Below are 17,129 nucleotides of genomic sequence, written 5' to 3'. Positions count from 1 at the left end.
CGGGTGACCCTCTCCGCGGTGACCATGAGCTACCCGGGCGGACAGTCCCCCACCCAGGTCCTCGCACCCACCGATCTGACCGTCGAGGGCGGCGAGTTCGTCTGCGTGGTCGGTCCGTCCGGCTGCGGGAAGACCACCCTGCTCAATATCCTGGCCGGGTTCCTGGCACCCAGCGGCGGCACGGTCCGGGTCGGTGACCGGCCCGTCACCGGGCCGGACCCCGATCGCGGCGTCGTCTTCCAGCAGCCGACCCTCTACCCCTGGCTGTCGGTCCGGCGGAATGTCGAATTCGGCCCCCGGGTACGGGGAATCGAGCGCGCACGACGACAGGCCGAAGCCGATCGCCTGCTGGCCCTCGTCGGCCTCGACCGGCTCGGCGACCGGCGCCCCTACGAACTGTCCGGCGGCCAGCAGCAGCGCGTCCAGATCGCCCGCGTGCTGATCAACGAGCCGCAAATCATTTTGATGGACGAGCCCTTCGGTGCCCTCGACGCGCTCACCAGGGAAAAACTGCAGAGCGAACTGCTGGCGCTGTGGCGGGAACGCCGCAATACCGTCCTGTTCGTCACCCACAGCATCGACGAGGCGCTACTGCTCGGGACGCGGGTCATCGTCATGGGCGCGCGGCCGGGCCGGATCATCTACGACGAACCGACCGCGCTCGAGCACGATCTCGGCGACGCCGGGTTCGCCGAGGTCCGCGCCGACCCCGGGTTCATCGCCATGCGCGACGAACTCGCCCGGCACATCTACACCGCCCACGCCACCTGAGCCCTCGATCCCGACCTCTCCGGCCGGCACCGGCCTCCATCCGTCACACGAGTTCGCTCGAGGTACCGAAATCCCCCCACGGAAGGATGTTCCCCGGATCGCGCGCTCGTAGGCTCGGCGAGATGACGGGCACCGGCGCTGCACTGCCGCATTACTTTCCGAAATGGATCGACCGGTTCGGTGTGCGGTTCGTGAACCCGTGGATGCGGCGCATCGCCCCCTCCCTCCCGGGCTACGCCGTGATCGAACACACCGGCCGGAAAACCGGAACCCGGTACGAGACCCCGATCTGTGTCTTCCGCAGCGGCGCGACCGTCGCGGTGGTGCTCCTCCACGGCGAGACCAACTGGGTGAAGAACACCGTGACCGCGGGTCGCGCCCGGCTGCGCTGCCGCGCCGGCGCGCTCACCCTGCGTGCACCGCGCGTGATCCCGCCCCGCACCGCCACAGCGGAGGTCTCACGTATCGCGCGCCTGGGCAACCGGGTGGCCGGGCTCATCGTTCTCGAGATCGACTGATCCTCCGCTTCCACAACTCACGGCAGCGGGCGCATCCGCGTCCGTGTGTCCACCGAGTGGCCACGGCTCGCCGCCCATTACTGTGGCGCTCCGTGACCGCTTCCGGACCCCGGCAACCCATTCCCGCGATCGAACCCTACGATTCGGGCCTGCTCGACGTGGGCGAGGGCAACCGGATCTATTGGGAGACCAGCGGTAATCCGGAAGGCCGCCCCGCGCTGGTGGTCCATGGCGGGCCCGGCGGCGGTGGCCGCCGCGGCGCGCGCTCCATGTTCGACCCGACGGTCTTCCGCATCGTGCTGTTCGATCAGCGTGGCTGCGGTGAAAGCCGGCCGCACGCCGCGGATCCGGCGGTCGATATGCGGAACAACACCACCGAGCATCTGCTCACGGATATGGAGGCGCTACGCGAACACCTGGGTATCGACCGGTGGCTGCTCTACGGCGGTTCGTGGGGTTCGACGCTGATCCTCGCCTACGCCGAACGTCATCCGGAACGGGTCACCGGGATTGTGCTGGTCGGGGTGACAACGACCCGGCCGCAGGAGATCGACTGGCTCTACCACGGCCTGCGGCTGCTGCTGCCGGTCGAATGGGAGCGGTTCCGCGCCGGCGCCCCGGCCGGCGTCCGGGACGACGAACTGGTCGAGGCGTATCGGCAACTCATGGAAGATCCGGACCCCGAGGTCCGGGCGACGGCGGCCCGGCGATGGTGCGCGTGGGAGGACGCGGTGATCGCGCACGAAAACCTCGGCACGCCCGGTCAGTACAGCGCGAAACCCGATGCGGCACGGCTGGCCTTCGTCCGGATCTGCACCCACTATTTCGCCCACGCCGCCTGGCTCGAGGACGGCAGCCTACTGCGCGATGCCCACCGGCTCGCCGGCATCCCCGGCCTGCTCATCCACGGCCGCCTCGACCTGTCCGCGCCCCTGCGCACCGCCTGGGAGCTCGCCCGTGCCTGGCCCGGCTCCGAACTGCGGATCGTCGACGATTCCGGGCACACCGGCAGCCCTGCCCTGCGCACCGCCGTGCTCGACGCGATCGCCCGCTTCGCGCATTGACCCGAGTACCGCTTACCGGACGCGCGGCCACAGCACGGAAGGTCTCCGAGTTCCACACGCCCGGTCGGTGACCGGCGGGTTTTGCGCTCCAGGCCGAAGTCCCGCCGAACGCGCTGTCCGATTGCCGCCAGCGGGCCGTCCACCGGACTCCGATAGTGGTTCCATGACCGCAACTTCCGCACCGTCGGCCCGGCTCGTCCTCGAAGGTATGTATCGAGCCGAAGCCGAGTATCTCGCCGCCGGTGGACCGGGCAGCGCCTCGTTCACCACGCTCGCGCCGTTCTTCGCCGCCGACGTCGAACTCCACCAGGCCGACGGTCTCCCCTACGGCGGCGTCTGGCGCGGCCATGCCGGCATGGAGCGTTTCTTCCTCGCCATGAGCGCCACCTGGGACCGCTTCGACATGGCCGAGCAGACGATCCTGTCCGATTCCGGCCCGCTCGTGGTCCACACCCACGTGCACGCCCGCTCCCGCGTCACCGGCCGCGAACTGGATTTCCCCATCCTGCAGACCATCACCGTGGCCGGCGGGCAGATCACCGAAGTCCGCCCGTTCTACTGGGACACCGCGGCCATCGCGGCCGCCTGTTCACCAACCTCCGACGATTAGCGGGTACAACACAGACTCCAGGCAATGCCGCGCGCCACGGCGATGACGCAGGTTCGACCCCGCTGAAGCTGCGTCGGGGCTCAGTCTCGGGGAAACGCATCCCGCTCGTCTGGCAGGTGGTCGAGATTCGACATCGCTCTGGTGCTTCCGGCGTCGGCAGCCCGGCGATACCAGGACTCGGCGGCGACGATCTCGCCCCGCCCCGCCAGCAGCACCCCGAGGTTGTTCATCGCTTCGGCGTGTCCGGTGGCGGCGGCCCGCAGATACCAGAACTCGGCGTCGACAAGCCGGCCCCGCTCGCTCAACCGGTTTCCGAGATTGAACATCGCGTTGGTGTTCCCGGCGTCGGCGGCTCGCCGATACCAGTTCTCCGCCTCGGCCAGTTCGCCTCGCTCTCCGAGCAGAACCCCGAAGTTGTACATCGCGAGGGTGTCTCCGGCATTGATCGCCTTCTGGTACCAGACCTCGGCTTCTGCGGATTCGTCTCGCTCGGCCAGCAGGATCCCGACGTTACGCATGGCGGCGCTGTCCCCGGCAGCTGCGGCTCGTCGATACCAGGATTCCGCCTCGGCCAGTTCGCCTCGCCCGTACAGCTGAAACCCGAGGTTGCGCATGGCGTCACTGTGGCCGGCTTCAGCTGCTCGCCGATACCACGACTCTGCTTCGGTCGATGCACCTCGCTCGTAGAGCAGGTCCGCGAGATCCCGCATGGCGTCGGAGTCGCCGTCGACAGCCGCTCGCCCATACCGGGATTCCGCGTCTTCGGTCCCACCCTGGTGTTCCTGCCCGCTACCGAGGCGGTGAGCGAGGTCGCTGTCGCCGGATTCGGCGTCAGTCCGGTGCTGCTGCTCATCGGCGGCGATACCGAACAGGCGGAGATCGCCGGCGATATCGATACTTCGCCGCCGGGGTCGGGGGTGCCCATCGCGGTGTAGACGCCTGTCGGTTTCCCGGTACAACTCGTCGAGAGCCAGCCCGGGAGTCCCGGCGGCGGCGAGCAGCGCCGCGGTGAAGGCGGTATTGCGATGGCCGGCCGGAGCATAAGAGGTTTCGTTGGCTGCCGACGACACGATGGTGTAGGTGCCGCGGATCTCTGTCTGCCCGGCCACCAACCCGGCATCGCCGCTCATCGCTTCGAAGGCGCGCCCCGAAAAGCAGCAGTCCAAGATGAGGATCCGTGCGCGGGCCGGGCTGTCGAGAATTTCCTCGCGCAACATCGTGAACGGCACCGAGGTCCAACCGACCTGCGAGAAAGCAGGATCGCTGCTACTGAGCGCGAGGTGGAGCCGGCCGCGGCGGTCCAGCAGCCCATGACCGGTGAAATACACCAAGAGGACCTCGCCGGCCTCATGCGCTGCGGTGCTGATCGCGGCGCCGATCTGAGTGCTGTGATCAGGGTCGGTGAGCAGTGTGCAGTGCTCGGTGGCGAAGCCGCCACCTTTTTCCGCGGTGAGTACTCGCCGGAGGTCGGTGAGGTTGGTGGTCGCGGCGGGGATATCGGGGATATCGGGGTGGGTGTAGTGGGCGACACCGATCAGCAGGGCCCGCGACCCACTCCGATCAGGCGCCGCGGTCACGGATTGTCGACCTCGTCGAGCAGGTCCCGCACCTGCGCGAGCACCTCGGCGGATTTGACACGGTTCGCGTCGAGCGTGATCTCCGCGCCGTTACTCCGCTTCACCGTGATCGTGATGTCCGCGCGTCGGTGAGTCAGCCACGCCGACAGCGACCGCGTCAATGCCGGCGCCAGCCCTCCCGCTCCGACAGCGACCACGAGCACGTCATAGAGATCACCCATCCGACCGTCACGCACCCCCGGCGACAGCGGGCTCACCCGCCCACGCAACTCATCGTCGTGACGAAACCAGTCCAGCAACCTGAACAATTCATCGGGGCCCCCACTGGTACGAATCATCAACTGGCCGTCAGGTTCCGACATGAGGCCATTTTGCCGGACCATCGGAGTCTCGGCACCGAATACGAGAACCGGCCGGATGCACCACGAGCTGTCACACGAGTATGTCTCCGGACTCCCCGGGAGACCCGGTCCGGGACCTTCGCGGTTTCCTGTTGACGAGTGTGGTGTCGCCGCTGTAATGGGCCAGGAGCCGGGGATCCATGACCGCGCGCCACAGCGGTGGGACGGCGGCGAGCAGGACCATGGTGGCGTAACCGAACGGCAGCTGGGGGGCTTCGTCGGAACTGCGCAGCGTCTGGTAGCGGCGGCCGGGGTTCGCGTGGTGGTCGCTGTGGCGTTGGAGGTGGAGCAGAAAAACATTGGTGACCAGGCGGTCGCTGTTCCAGCTGTGACGTGGTGCGCACCGCTCGTAACGACCGTCGTCGCGACGGGCCCGGAGCAGACCGTAGTGCTCGAGGTAGTTCACGGTCTCCAGCAATCCGATGCCGATCACGGCCTGTAGCGCCAGATAGGGGATGACGACGGGCCCGAAGGCGAGAATCATCGCACCGAATACCACGACGCTCAGCGACCATGCCTGTAGTAGCTGATTGTCCCGGCTGAACCACCTCTTCCCCTTGCGGGACAGGCGTTCCCGCTCCAGGGCAAGTGCCGAGCGGAAGCCGCCGACCGCGCTGCGCGGTATGAACGCCCACAGCGGCTCGCCGAAGCGGGCACTCGCCGGGTCCTCGGGTGTGGCGACGCGGACATGATGGCCGCGGTTGTGCTCGACGAAGAAATGACCGTACCCGGATTGCGCCAGCGCGATTTTCGCCAGCCAGCGTTCGGAATTTTCGACCCGATGGCCGAGTTCATGCGCGGCATTGATGCCGATACCGGATACAATACCCAAGGTTATGGTCAGCCCGAGTTTATCGACGAGCGTCAGTTCGGAGCCGGACCACATGTATCCCGCGATAGCCAGACCGACGAGTTGCATAGGCAGGAAGAGAAATGTGCACCAGCGGTAATAACGGTCGTTGGACAGGGCCTCGTAGTCTTCGTCGCGCGGACTGATTCCGTCGCAGCCCACTGCGATGTCCAGCACCGGAATGATCACGAACACGAGGATCGGACCGATCCACCAGAAGAGCGCGAGCCCGGTGAGGTGCACCAGTTGCGAGGGTAATAGCGCGCAACCGGGCGCCACGGTGCTCAGAATCCAGAGATAGCGTTTGTGATCGCGCGCGTTTTCGCGTCTGAGAGGTGTCATATCCGTTCCGCTCTTTCGCACGGCAACCTGATCGGTGAGGGCAGCTGAAGACGGGTAACGCTGAAACGCCGCATATCTCGATACGCCCGGCCGGTCGGTCCGGAGCAGAGAAGTTCCTGGACCGACCATAGCCGGACATGGTAGCGAGACACGCGGACGCGTTCAGCCAGAATGCGTGATCGCGGCAGAGCTACTGCCCGATCGGGATATCGGAGTGCCGGAAGTGCTCGTGCCTCCGCCGGACTACGGCAGGGCCGCGCAGTTCACGGGGGCCGGCACGTTGGCAAGGCGATCGGTCACCCACTGCTGCGAGTTCATCAGCGACGGGAAGAACGCCACATCGTGGGTACCCAGCAACCCGGCGGATATGGGGGGCAGACCGGCGTCCGAGTCCAGCTGAACGGTCGCACCGGCACCGCACCAACTCGCGGCCATACCGTGGACGGCCGCGTACGGCGCTCCCTCATCGTGCCTGGCCGAGTAGATACGGACCGGCACCGAGGGGGCGAGCCCGCCGAGCCGCTGCTGGTCGAACGCCCTTTTCAGTTCCGGGGAGCCATCGATCACGGCTGTGAGCGGCAGTCCGCTGGTGGTCCACTGCGTCGTGTTCTGCGGTTGCGTGAAACTGCTGGAGAGGCCGCCGCATTTACCGATCGCCTCGTTCATGATCGCCTTACCGGTATTGTTCAGCGCAGCGTCGAGTACCGGCCGGGTGTCGGGATAATCGGCGGCGATGCCGTTGACGATCCAGGCGATGGCCGTTCCGACACCGGGGCGGCCGTCGAAGCGCGCGATGTAGTCCTGGGGGCTCACCAGGGGCCCGCCCACATAGGCGCCGCGCACGTTCAGGTCGGGGGCGTATTTCGGTTGCAGCTCGGCTGCCGCCGCGGAAGCCATCCCGCCCTGGGAGTAGCCGTACAGCAGGACCGGCGAGTTCGGGCCGAGTCCGGTATCGGGCAAACGCAACGCGGCGCGCGCGGAGTCCAGTACCGCGTAGCCCTGTGTCTTGCGGTTGAGGAAGTTGTGGATGCCCGGCGCGTTGAGGTCGTGATAGTCCGTTATCACCACCCCCATACCGCGAGCGAGCAGTTGGTAGATCGCGATGGCGTCGTATTCGAAGATCATATCGGCGGGCGGCTGGAATCGGACCACCTGCGACAGCATCGCCGAGGGCGCGCATTCGGCGCCCTGCCCCTGGGTGCCGCCCGCGTACGCCACCAGCGGGCGTTCTCCCGGGCCGGTCCACGGCGCGAGCGGCTCCAGGTACGTGCCCACCACCGTGGTGGGCGCGTCATGGGTATCGCTGCTGGCATAGGTGAGGCGTATCGACCTCGCCGGGACCGTCCCGGGTATCCCGGGAGCCGACACCACTGTTTGCGACGCTTCGGCACGGAGAATGTCGCCCCCGGCGCCCTGCGACTGTAACGACGCCGGTTCCGTCCATGCCGGTGGTGCGGCGATCGCCCCGCCACCGGCGACGATGAGGGTTCCTGTCAACACTGCGACCCAGGCACGTTTTTCGCTCTTCATACCGATCCTTCATGCGTGTGGTTCATCCAGGGCAGTTATCGGGCCGGAAGGCACGATCGCCGCAGACGCAGCACGACGCTGCTGGTCAGCGGACCATTAGCAGGAGACGGTGACGCTTCGATCCAACCGATCCAATCGAATACTGCGAGTATCTCTATTCGAGCGCACAAGCGGGAACACAGGCATTTCGATTGCCGAGGCCACAGCTTATGCCATGCGGCGGGCGCAGTCCCGGAAGCCGCCGCCTTGATTCGGCGCGAGTCGATCGGTCTCCGGTCAACGCAGGCAACCGGATGGAAGAATGGCCGGACGCGCAGACCGCTCCGCGTGCGAACCGGCCCCATGGACGACCTGCCGGCCGGGTCATCTGCCCCGCAGAAGACGACATCGGAGGAGATCCGTGACCACATCAGGCGGCATCGGCACCGATCGGGCCCTCGTGGATCTGTACAAGGACATCCACCGGCATCCCGAACTCGGGTTCCGCGAACACCGCACCGCCGCCCTCGTGGCCGACCGGCTGCGCGGCGCCGGGTTCGACGTCACCACCGGAGTCGGGGGGACCGGAGTGGTCGGCGTCCTGAAGAACGGCGCGGGCCCGACGGCCCTGCTGCGCGCCGATATGGACGCCCTGCCCGTCCGAGAGGACACCGGCCTCGACTACGCCAGCACCGTCACGGTCACCGATGAGGACGGCCGCACCGTCCCGGTGTCCCACGCCTGCGGTCACGATCTGCACACCACCTGCCTGGTGGGTGCGGCACAGACGCTCGCCGCCGACAGCTCCGGTTGGCTGGGCACCCTACTCCTGGTGTTCCAGCCCGCCGAGGAGCTGGGCGCCGGCGCCCAGGCCATGGTCGACGACAGCCTGTTCGACCGATTCCCGATGCCGGATGTCGTCCTCGGCCAGCATGTGGCGCCGCTACCGGCCGGCAAGATCGCCGGGCATCCGGGCCCGGCGTACGCGGGATCGGATTCGCTGCGCGTGCGGATCGTCGGCCGCGGCGCACACGGATCCATGCCGGAGGCCTCGGTCGATCCCGTCGTACTGGCCGCCGCGACGGTACTGCGCCTGCAGACCGTCGTCTCCCGGGAGATCCCGAGCACCGCGACAGCGGTACTCACCGTCGGCTCGAGCCATGCCGGCGATGCCGCGAACGTGATCCCCGGTCACGCCGAAATCCAGTTGAACGTCCGCAGTTACGACCCTGCCGTGCGCCGCCGCATCCTGGACAGCGTCGAACGCATCGTGCGCGGCGAAGCGGCCACTGCCGGCGCGCCGGAGGAGCCGACCATCACCGAGATCGAACGCTTCCCGGTCGTCATCAACGACCCGGCCGCATTGCACAGAACCCTCGAGGCCTTCGCGTCGTGGCTGGGACCGGACAATATCCTCGATCCGGGAGCCGGCGCCGGAAGCGAGGACGTCGGCATCTTCGCCACCGGTTCCGGCGCCCCGCTGTCCTACTGGCTGCTCGGCGGCGCGGACCCGGCCCAGTTCACCACGGGTGATATGACCGACCCCGCCCTGCTCACCGTGCCCTCCAACCACTCGCCCCGGTACGCCCCCGTCATCGATCCGACGCTTCCGATCGGCGTCGGCGCCTTGGTGACCGCGGCCCGCACCTGGTTACCGGCCACCCGCTGACCCCTTGGAACCGGAGAGGCGGTTCGGAGCCCTCCCCGATTCACGGCCCGGCCGGAATTCCGTTGACACCTCCGGCCCCGACCGGCAGCCTCCCGATATGCGAGAGAACCCGATGTCTATCGAACTGGAGCCGCTGACCGAGAACAATCTCGCAGCGCTGCTGGCGGCGGCGGTGGCCGATGCCGATCCGTCGGAGGTCATGCCCCCGGTGGCCGGGGAACCGGGATGGACCGCTCAACGCAAGCAGGCTTTTCTGGAGTTCCACCGTGGACGCGCGCTCCGAGCCGAGGAGCCGGTCGAACTCACCTACGTCATCACGGTCGACGGCCGGGCCGTTGGTGCGGCGCGCCTGGAATATCAAGGCGACTCGTTCGAAGCAGGTGTCTGGATCGGCCGCTCCCACCGCGGTCGCGGAGTCGGACGAGCGGTCGCCGGAAAACTACGAATCGCCGCCGCGGCTGCCGGTATCCGGCAGATTGTCGCCGTCACCACCGATGACAACGCAGCCGCGCGGCGACTGCTGCCGGCAGGGACGCCGATAGGCGAGGACGGCACGGTCAGGGCAGCCGTCGACCTCGAATAACGCAAGCAACGGCGAACACCGGAACTGTCCGGGATTCGGCAACGCCGAAGCGTTGTATCGCCCGGCACGGCCCGCGCAAAGATGTCGTGCCCGCTATTCGGGCCACACCAGTGCCCAGACCAGCACCGCCAGCGGAAGCCCTACCGCAACGAGGAAGCCGAGTGTGATCACGCCCGGCCCATATCGACCACCGGCCACCGGTGACCGCGCGGGTAGACCTGGACAGGCGTGACCAGCGCGGCGAGATCTGTCACGACATGACGCACCGCGTCGGCGTGCTCGAACCCCGGCACCACGACGGCCTCGGCTTCGTGTTCCGCCACCGCGCCCGCCAGGATCAACGAAGAAACCAGCGGGCCGGTGTCGAGGTAGATCGTCCACACAACCCGGTACCCGAATCGGTCGGCCACCTGATGAATATCTACGCCGTGGCCGAACACATCCTTGCGGATCAACCCCAGCGCCCTGCCCCTGCCGTCCATCTGCTCCCTGTCCCACGCGTCGTTGGTATGCACCCGCCACCGGGGAGCGAGTCATGGCCCCCGAGTGCAGCTCTGGTGGGCCGACCCGGCGGCGGGGCCGAAAGCGACGCTAGGGAAGCAGAGTTGGCGTTCACTACAACTTTGCGAGGCTTTGCGCGAAACCTTGGCCTGTATGGATCAATACAGGATGATCGCGCTATCAGATAGTCTCGATCGCAAAGGATGAAAATCTGCGCTTACGACTTCTCGGCTCGGGCTCGGATCACGGCACCTGCCCGGCGGTGTATGCCGCCGACACGGGCGAACTCGTGGTGCAAGGCGATATCACCGGCCGCGCGGCCACCGTACTGGTCCCTCACGAACTGATCGACTGGCTCGAACCGGGAATGGAGTTGCGGGTGGAGGCAGCCGATACGCCCGGAGCTTTTCTCGTATCCGGCGAACCCGTCACCGCGCCGGAGGTTCTGGCGCAGCTGACCCTTGCCGACCACGAAACGGCCGTGGTGGTGCGCTGATGCGGCATGTCGTCGGCGACGGAATATTCGAACCGCTGTTCCGCACGGCCCGACATCGCGCTTTCCACCTGGAGGTGCAGGACACCTACGGCGTAGCCGATGAGGTCGAAGCACTGCGGCGCTGGGAGGCCGGGGAAGCCTACGAACCGGCGGAACAACCCGCATCCTGGAGAGCCTGGGATGACCTGATGGTCGAAACGGCTGGGCGCGGTGTCGTGCTCGAACGACTACGCGTGGTCACCGTTCCACACTCGGACTACACACGGTGGCTGCTCAGTCGAACAAATATCCGAATCGAAACAGGCGAATCGGTGCGATGGCTCCCCCGCCACCTCGCCGGCCCGGACGAGGTACCCCGCGACGACTATTGGTTGTTCGACGACGATACCGTTGCGTTCACTACCTTCGCCGAAACGGGAGAATTCATGGGCCTATCGATCACCACCGACCCAGGAATCGTCGACCGATGTGTACGAGCGCGAGCGATTCTGTGGCAGAACGGCATCGACCACGCCCGGTACGCCGATAGCGAGTACACGCACGCGCAGTGAACGCTGTCTCCGACGCACGGTCCGCGCTCGGCGCACGCCTACGCGAATTGCGCCGAGCCGCTCACCTCACCGGCGTCGAACTCGCCGCACGGTGCGGCTGGCACTCCAGCAAGGTCAGCCGCATCGAGCGCGGAAAACAGGCACCCTCCGAAGCGGACCTCGCCGCCTGGTGCGATGCCTGCGAGAGCCTGGCCGTTCTCGACGACCTGGTTGCCAACCTGCGCAACCTACGCTCGATGTACCTGGAGTGGCAGCGCACCGTGGCCGCCGGCCACGCCCACCGGCAACGCCAGTCGATCGAGCTGGAAGGGCAAACGCGGCTGATCCGATGGTTCGCCCCCGATACCCTGCCCGGCCTGCTGCAGACCGAGGAATACGCGCGTGCCGTCCTGCGTGCCTGCATCGCCATCACCGGTGGCCGTGACGACCTGGAAGAAGCCGTAGCCATGCGAATGGCACGCCGGCGCGTCCTCGAACGCGCCGGCCACCGGTTCCATATCCTGATCGGCGAATTGTCGCTACACCGCACCGTCGGGAGCGCCGAGGTCATGGCGACGCAATGTGAACACCTGCTCAGCGAGTCGACGCGGCCGAACCTGCGGCTGGGGGTGATCCCGCTGCGAGCCGAGTACCGAGCACCCGCGACGAATTTCGTGATGTACGACCGCACCCAGGTCATCACCGAAACCGTGAGCGCCGAACTCACCATCACCCGGCCGTCGGAAATCGCGCTGCACGAGAAAACGTTCGCGCTACTGGCCGAACAAGCCGCACACGGTGACGACGCCCGAGCGTTGATCCGGGCAACTGCACCCCGATAAGAGAGCGTCGAACAGCTTCGAGCGTCTCGTGCCGTATCCGACATGGCAGGCACACTTCTACCCAGACCAGCCGCGCAGTCATCCGCCGGCTCGCACAGTCGTCAGACCATTCCCAGTGGACAAATCCTACCGGCACATACATTGGTAAAAGGGTGCCATTCTGGATCAACTCGTCCGTAGCACCCTACGTTGCCGCTGGTAGAACCCTGTTTGTGGGGCGGGTGGGGCTCGAACCCACGACCAATGGATTATGAGTCCACGGCTCTAACCGACTGAGCTACCGCCCCTGGCAGCGACCTGAGGTCGCAAGTGTCGGATGGTACCCGGTTGGCGTGGCGGGGGCCAGTTGATCGGGTCCGGGAGGCCGTGGAGTGCCGGGGCCCTGGTTAGGGTGGGGTCGTTGCCGGAGCGGAGGAGGGCGCGTGGCGAAACTGTTCGTGCGGGCGTTGCAGGCGCATCAGTGGCTGTACGAGACGAGCGGCGGGCTGGTGGGGCATCGGCTGCTGTTCGGGAATCCGACCCTGCTGCTGCGGACCGTGGGGCGGAAGACGGGGTTGGAGCGGACGTCGGCGCTGACCTATGCCAGGGACGGTACTGATTATCTGGTCACCGCCTCGAACGGCGGGTCGCCGCGGCCGCCGGGGTGGCTGGCGAATCTGCGGGCGCGGCCGGAGTGTGAGATCCAAGTCGGGCGGCGCGCGTTTCCGGTTCGGGCCCGGGTCACTCTGCCCGACGATACGGAGTACGCGCGCCGCTGGGAGTTGGTGGACGCTGTGAATCAGGGCCGGTACAGCGAGTACCAGCGGATGACGAAGCGTCCGATTGCCGTGGTCGTGCTATCGCCCGCGAGTGGTGCGGGTCAGTCGGAGTAGCTCTCCGAGCCGACCCGCGCACGCGCTCTCCGGGGACGGAGGTCCTCCGGGGGGCGACTGGCGAGATGGACTACGGAGGCAACGAGAATCAGGATTGCGAGCACTACCAATGCGGTAACCACGGCACGCACAGTAACGATGTCAAGGGTGGCGTTGCACCCGAGAACGGTCTATGGTGCGCGCGCCGGTTTCAGCCAACCGGAGACCGTTTCGCCGGATATGACGGATTTTCGGACATACCGATACACCGCCGGACAATTTGGGATACAAACCCCAAAACCCTTGATGCAGTGTGAAATTACACAGTTCCACCGATACCGAATCGGTATGGGCGCAACACGCCGACAGGTTCCCCACCTGTGAAAAGTGGTGAAGGCGACTCCTATATGGAAGACCTATTTTTGTGCGATCTCACAATCGGCTTCGCTCGTCCCACCCGAAATATTGCCCGCGACCGCGAGTTACAGGCACGCTGACCGAAAGACGCGCGCCCCCTATGGCTTCGACGGGACTGCCGTGGCCTACCGGGCTCCCTCGAACGAGCCCTCCCGGCCGGTCGCTACGACGACGAGCCACCGCCACAACTGCTACCGCCGCCCCCGCAGCTACTTCCACCGCCACAACTGCTACCGGAAGAACCACTGTCCCCATAATTTCCACCGCCCGAGGCGTCGGCGGACCAGATACCACCGGAGGAGGCGTAACCACCCCGCCGCGTTCGGTTACCGCCGCGCGGCGAACTCGTCTTGACGATCACCACCACAATGCCCACGACCACCGCGAGGCAGCCCACCCCGAATGCCAACACGATGAACGGTGCCAGATCCATTTCTCAACGGTACCGAGAAAACACTCTGCCACCGAACGTTTTTCGACCGCGGAGCCACCGGACCTCCGCCTCGATATCCGCCACCGAGCCGCGACCCGGTCTCCGGTACCGGAGACCGGTCGGGCGAGCGGTCCGCGATAATGACAGCGTGTTCGCGTTCACCCCGTTCCGCCGCCATCGCGGGATCGATCCCGCCACCGTGACGCGGGCGGTCGATGAGCTCGAGCTCTCCGAAGCCGTCTACAAGACCTGCCCGTGGGAGCCGCGCGACCTCGTGGCCACGGGATTGCGGCAGTGGTTGCGCTGTTGCGGCGCGGCCATGGCGGACGGTCAGGTGATCGGGATGCCGTCGCACGCGGTCGACGAGGCATGGCACGGGCTCATCTTGTGCACGCGGCGGTACGCGCGGTTCTGTGAGCGCGCCTATGGACAGTTCCTGCACCACTACCCGGATGGCGACGGCAACGTGCCGGGTGGCGGGCAGGGTGACGACACAGCGAGCCGGCTCGGCCGTACTGTGGTGGCGTGGTCGCTGGTGGCGCGCCCGGGCGAGGAGTGTGTGCTCTGGGACCTGGATTCCCGGCTGGGACTGGCACAGCCCTGGGGAATCCCCGCCGAGCGGGTGGCCTCGATCGAGGCCGGCCTGCGGCAGCACGCCGTCGGCCGTTGAGCGGCTATCCGACCGCTATATATTCACTATTCGGGCAATCCGGATTAAGCCGACACGCCACGCTGCGGTATCTTCGGCGGGGTGAGTTACTCAGCCGTCGCAGCGGCCACCACCGAACTTGCCCTGATGCCGGGTTTTCTGGACCCGGTGAATCTGCTCAACTCGTTCGGCACCTGGGTGCTACTCGGCCTGCTCGTCGTGGTGTTCATCGAGTCGGGCCTGCTGTTCCCGCTACTGCCCGGTGATTCACTGCTGTTCACCGCGGGGCTCATCGCGGCCTCCAAATCGGCGGAGATCGAACCCTTCGCGCCGATCTGGCTACTCCTCGTACTGATCCCGATCGCGGCGATCGCCGGCGATCAGGTGGGCTATCTGATCGGCGCCAAGGGCGGGACCGCGCTGTTCAAGAGCGATGACGCGAAGATCCTCAAGAAGTCCTATCTCGACGAATCGCACGCGTTCTTCGAGAAGCACGGGCCGATCACCATTGTGCTGGCCCGGTTCGTCCCGATCGTGCGCACCTACGCACCGCTGGTCGCGGGGGCGGCCAAGATGAAGTACTCGGTGTTCTTCACCTACAACGTCGTCGGCGGCGTGCTGTGGGGCGCCGGGGTCACCATGCTCGGCTACCTGCTCGGCCAGATCGCGATCGTGCGCGACAATGTCGACCTGATCTTCCTGCTCATCGTGGCCGTCTCGGTGCTCCCGATCGTCTGGGAGGTCGTCAAACGCTATCGCTCCGGCCGCGGGAAGACCGCCGCGGCGGACGCGGACGAACCCGCCGATCACCCGGCCGCCTGATCACACAGGCGGCCGGGCCACCGGTCAGCGCACCAGACGGCGCAGCAGTTTGTTGCCGAACAGGGTGCCGATGGTCTTCTCCAGCGTGGCGGCGGTGGCCTCGCTGTAGGGGTACCAGATGTTCTCCTTCTTCAGACCCCACCGGTCCAGCAGCACCGGCTGCGGGTGCGCGAAGCCGCGCAGCGCGTCCCGGCCGTTGACCAGGCCCAGACCGCTGTCCTTACGGCCGCCGAAGGGTGCCTCGGCGACGCCGTAGATCACCGACGCGTCGTTCTGCACCACCGACCCGGTCTTGAGCTGTTTGGCCAGCCGCACGACCTTGGCCTTGTCCTTGGTGAACACACTGCCGCTGAGGCCGTACTGGCAGTCGTTGGCCATCTTCACGGCCTCTTCCTCGTCCCGGACGCGCATGATCGCGACGATCGGGCCGAAGGTCTCCTGCTGCATGATGTCCATATCGTGGGTGACGTCCACGACCACGGTCGGCTTGAAGAACACGCCCTCGGCGGTATCGGATTCTCCACCGAGCAGCACGGTGGCGCCCTTGGCCTTGGCGTCCTCGACGTGCTTCTCGACGATCTCGAGCTGCCGGTCCCAGAACAGCGGGCCGACATCCTTGCCCACGGCGCCGTAGGTCACCTCGGCGGCGCGTTTGCGCACCTCCTCGATGAACCGGTCGGCGATGCTCTCCACCACGTAGATCCGCTCGACCCCGACACAGACCTGACCGGTGTTGAACATCGACAGGTACACCGCGCCGAGCGAGGCACGGTCCAGATCGGCGTCGGCGCAGACGATCATCGCGTCCTTGCCGCCGAGTTCGAGGGTGACCGGGATCAGCCGGCCCGCGCAGGCGGCGGCGATCTTCTTGCCGGTGCCGACGCTGCCGGTGAACGAGATCTTGTCGACATCGCCGCTCACCAGGGCCGCGCCGGTTTCGCCGTCACCGTGCACGACCTGCAGCACGTCCTCGGGAACGCCGGCCTCGTGCAGCACCTTGACCGCCCACTCCCCCGAGTGCGGGGTGACCTCGGACGGTTTGAGCACCACCGAGTTGCCGGCCAGCAGGGCCTGGGCGATCGGGTTCAGCGAGAGGATGAACGGGCCGTTCCAGGGCGTGATCACGCCGACCACGCCGAGCGGCTGGTAGTTGATGACGAGTTTCTTCAGCGGCAGCATGTAGCCGTGCAGGCGGCGCTTCTCGTCGGCCAGGTCCTTGGTGGCGCGGCCGCTCCAGTAGTTCAGGAAGTCGCAGGCGGGCACCATTTCCACGGCCAGCGCCTCGACTCGCGGTTTACCGGTCTCCTGCATCACCGTTTCGACGATCTCGTCGCGACGGGCCAGTAGCACCGAGACCGCGTTGCGGATGATCGCGGCCCGTTCCGCGACCGGCCGGGCGGCCCAGCCGGGCTGCGCGGCGCGCGCCATGGCCAGGACCGCGGCCACATCGTCGGCCGTGCTCACCTCGATCTCGCCGACGCGTTCGCGGGTAGCGGGGCTGCGCAGCTCGAGCCGCCGGCGTCCGTCGGCGGTCGGCTCCAGCTGTTCAACGATGGCCATGGTGATCTCTCCTCACCGGAGGAATTGGAACAGGTTCTACTTGAATTCGGAGCTTACGTCATGCGCGCGGGCGACGCACCGGGGATCACCCGAACAAGTCCGGACTACCCACGATGCCGCTATCAACCGATTCA

At 66.8% G+C, this 17,129-nt stretch carries 18 protein-coding genes and 1 tRNA gene; 12 read left to right on the top strand and 7 right to left on the bottom strand.

What is annotated here, in order from left to right:
* The first annotated feature begins 24 nt into the window (after window positions 1-24).
* The 4 genes from IG75_RS0122185 (at window position 25) to IG75_RS0122170 (ending at window position 2,963) form a co-directional block, all read left to right on the top strand.
* Complete coding sequence (locus IG75_RS0122185; protein WP_051714820.1) at window positions 25-771, top strand: ABC transporter ATP-binding protein; 747 nt, start codon at window positions 25-27, stop codon at window positions 769-771.
* A 122-nt stretch (window positions 772-893) separates the two neighbouring features.
* A complete protein-coding gene (locus tag IG75_RS39230; RefSeq protein ID WP_030523009.1) occupies window positions 894-1,289 on the top strand; it encodes a nitroreductase family deazaflavin-dependent oxidoreductase in 396 nt (131 codons plus the stop codon).
* 92 nt (window positions 1,290-1,381) lie between these two features.
* Window positions 1,382-2,353 carry a prolyl aminopeptidase gene (gene pip / locus IG75_RS0122175; RefSeq protein WP_030523010.1) on the top strand — a complete coding sequence of 324 codons (972 nt, stop codon included), beginning with the start codon at window positions 1,382-1,384 and terminating at the stop codon, window positions 2,351-2,353.
* A 163-nt stretch (window positions 2,354-2,516) separates the two neighbouring features.
* Window positions 2,517-2,963 (top strand): nuclear transport factor 2 family protein, encoded by a 447-nt coding sequence (locus IG75_RS0122170; RefSeq protein ID WP_030523011.1) that lies wholly within the window; start codon window positions 2,517-2,519, stop codon window positions 2,961-2,963.
* Window positions 2,964-3,043: 80 nt separating this feature from the next.
* On the opposite strand, the gene IG75_RS37465 is transcribed toward IG75_RS0122170, so the two are convergent.
* From IG75_RS37465 to IG75_RS0122150, 4 genes are all read right to left on the bottom strand, one after another.
* Entirely contained in the window at window positions 3,044-4,540 is a 1,497-nt protein-coding gene (locus tag IG75_RS37465) for a caspase, EACC1-associated type (protein WP_051714805.1), read from the bottom strand.
* Entirely contained in the window at window positions 4,537-4,902 is a 366-nt protein-coding gene (locus IG75_RS36475) for an effector-associated constant component EACC1 (protein WP_036514812.1), read from the bottom strand. The genes IG75_RS37465 and IG75_RS36475 overlap by 4 nt, the downstream gene beginning before the upstream one ends.
* A 70-nt stretch (window positions 4,903-4,972) precedes the next feature.
* Complete coding sequence (locus tag IG75_RS0122155) at window positions 4,973-6,133, bottom strand: alkane 1-monooxygenase (RefSeq protein WP_051714804.1); 1,161 nt, start codon at window positions 6,131-6,133, stop codon at window positions 4,973-4,975.
* Window positions 6,134-6,376: 243 nt separating this feature from the next.
* Window positions 6,377-7,663: a lipase family protein gene (locus IG75_RS0122150; protein WP_030523015.1), complete on the bottom strand. Its 1,287-nt coding sequence runs from the start codon at window positions 7,661-7,663 to the stop codon at window positions 6,377-6,379.
* 400 nt (window positions 7,664-8,063) lie between these two features.
* Here IG75_RS0122150 and IG75_RS0122145 point away from each other — a divergent pair, with 400 nt between their 5' ends.
* Together IG75_RS0122145 and IG75_RS0122140 are read left to right on the top strand one after the other, a co-directional pair.
* Window positions 8,064-9,311 (top strand): amidohydrolase, encoded by a 1,248-nt coding sequence (locus IG75_RS0122145; RefSeq protein WP_030523016.1) that lies wholly within the window; start codon window positions 8,064-8,066, stop codon window positions 9,309-9,311.
* 97 nt (window positions 9,312-9,408) lie between these two features.
* A complete protein-coding gene (locus tag IG75_RS0122140) occupies window positions 9,409-9,894 on the top strand; it encodes a GNAT family N-acetyltransferase (protein ID WP_030523017.1) in 486 nt (161 codons plus the stop codon).
* A gap of 167 nt (window positions 9,895-10,061) precedes the next feature.
* On the opposite strand, the gene IG75_RS0122135 is transcribed toward IG75_RS0122140, so the two are convergent.
* The gene (locus tag IG75_RS0122135; protein ID WP_245713225.1) at window positions 10,062-10,409 is read right to left on the bottom strand and encodes a hypothetical protein; all 348 of its coding nucleotides are present in this window, start codon (window positions 10,407-10,409) and stop codon (window positions 10,062-10,064) included.
* Window positions 10,410-10,657: 248 nt separating this feature from the next.
* Here IG75_RS0122135 and IG75_RS0122130 point away from each other — a divergent pair, with 248 nt between their 5' ends.
* The 3 genes from IG75_RS0122130 to IG75_RS0122120 are packed head-to-tail and all read left to right on the top strand — an operon-like array spanning window position 10,658 to window position 12,263.
* A complete protein-coding gene (locus tag IG75_RS0122130) occupies window positions 10,658-10,891 on the top strand; it encodes a hypothetical protein (protein ID WP_051714803.1) in 234 nt (77 codons plus the stop codon).
* A complete protein-coding gene (locus tag IG75_RS0122125) occupies window positions 10,891-11,442 on the top strand; it encodes a DUF6879 family protein (protein WP_030523020.1) in 552 nt (183 codons plus the stop codon). The genes IG75_RS0122130 and IG75_RS0122125 overlap by 1 nt, the downstream gene beginning before the upstream one ends.
* Window positions 11,439-12,263, top strand: a complete 825-nt coding sequence (locus tag IG75_RS0122120; RefSeq protein ID WP_030523021.1) for a helix-turn-helix domain-containing protein — start codon at window positions 11,439-11,441, stop codon at window positions 12,261-12,263. Before IG75_RS0122125 ends, IG75_RS0122120 begins: the two co-directional genes overlap by 4 nt.
* Window positions 12,264-12,476: 213 nt before the next feature.
* Here IG75_RS0122120 and IG75_RS0122115 read toward each other — a convergent pair.
* Window positions 12,477-12,550 (bottom strand) — tRNA-Ile (locus IG75_RS0122115).
* A 135-nt stretch (window positions 12,551-12,685) separates the two neighbouring features.
* On the opposite strand from IG75_RS0122115, the gene IG75_RS0122110 reads away from it, so the two are divergent.
* The 3 genes from IG75_RS0122110 (at window position 12,686) to IG75_RS0122100 (ending at window position 15,435) form a co-directional block, all read left to right on the top strand.
* Window positions 12,686-13,135, top strand: a complete 450-nt coding sequence (locus IG75_RS0122110) for a nitroreductase/quinone reductase family protein (RefSeq protein ID WP_030523022.1) — start codon at window positions 12,686-12,688, stop codon at window positions 13,133-13,135.
* A 977-nt stretch (window positions 13,136-14,112) separates the two neighbouring features.
* On the top strand, window positions 14,113-14,634 hold the full coding sequence (locus tag IG75_RS0122105; protein WP_030523023.1) for a glycine-rich domain-containing protein: 522 nt from the start codon (window positions 14,113-14,115) through the stop codon (window positions 14,632-14,634).
* Window positions 14,635-14,760: 126 nt separating this feature from the next.
* Entirely contained in the window at window positions 14,761-15,435 is a 675-nt protein-coding gene (locus tag IG75_RS0122100; RefSeq protein ID WP_081877025.1) for a VTT domain-containing protein, read from the top strand.
* A 24-nt stretch (window positions 15,436-15,459) separates the two neighbouring features.
* On the opposite strand, the gene IG75_RS0122095 is transcribed toward IG75_RS0122100, so the two are convergent.
* A complete protein-coding gene (locus IG75_RS0122095; RefSeq protein WP_030523025.1) occupies window positions 15,460-16,995 on the bottom strand; it encodes an aldehyde dehydrogenase family protein in 1,536 nt (511 codons plus the stop codon).
* Between the last annotated feature and the right edge of the window lie 134 nt (window positions 16,996-17,129).

It is taken from the genome of Nocardia rhamnosiphila NBRC 108938, assembly GCF_000720425.1.
Lineage (GTDB): Bacteria > Actinomycetota > Actinomycetes > Mycobacteriales > Mycobacteriaceae > Nocardia > Nocardia rhamnosiphila.
This window is presented reverse-complemented; position numbering and strand designations above follow the sequence as displayed.

Bases quoted from the DNA above. Each gene is read 5' to 3' on its own strand.
- IG75_RS0122185 (WP_051714820.1), top strand. From the start codon at position 25: ATGAGCTACCCGGGCGGACAGTCCCCCACCCAGGTCCTCGCACCCACC.
- IG75_RS39230 (WP_030523009.1), top strand. From the start codon at position 894: ATGACGGGCACCGGCGCTGCACTGCCGCATTACTTTCCGAAATGGATC.
- IG75_RS0122170 (WP_030523011.1), top strand. From the start codon at position 2,517: ATGACCGCAACTTCCGCACCGTCGGCCCGGCTCGTCCTCGAAGGTATG.
- IG75_RS36475 (WP_036514812.1), bottom strand. From the start codon at position 4,902: ATGTCGGAACCTGACGGCCAGTTGATGATTCGTACCAGTGGGGGCCCC.
- IG75_RS0122155 (WP_051714804.1), bottom strand. From the start codon at position 6,133: ATGACACCTCTCAGACGCGAAAACGCGCGCGATCACAAACGCTATCTC.
- IG75_RS0122150 (WP_030523015.1), bottom strand. From the start codon at position 7,663: ATGAAGAGCGAAAAACGTGCCTGGGTCGCAGTGTTGACAGGAACCCTC.
- IG75_RS0122140 (WP_030523017.1), top strand. From the start codon at position 9,409: ATGCGAGAGAACCCGATGTCTATCGAACTGGAGCCGCTGACCGAGAAC.
- IG75_RS0122125 (WP_030523020.1), top strand. From the start codon at position 10,891: ATGCGGCATGTCGTCGGCGACGGAATATTCGAACCGCTGTTCCGCACG.
- IG75_RS0122100 (WP_081877025.1), top strand. From the start codon at position 14,761: ATGCCGGGTTTTCTGGACCCGGTGAATCTGCTCAACTCGTTCGGCACC.
- IG75_RS0122095 (WP_030523025.1), bottom strand. From the start codon at position 16,995: ATGGCCATCGTTGAACAGCTGGAGCCGACCGCCGACGGACGCCGGCGG.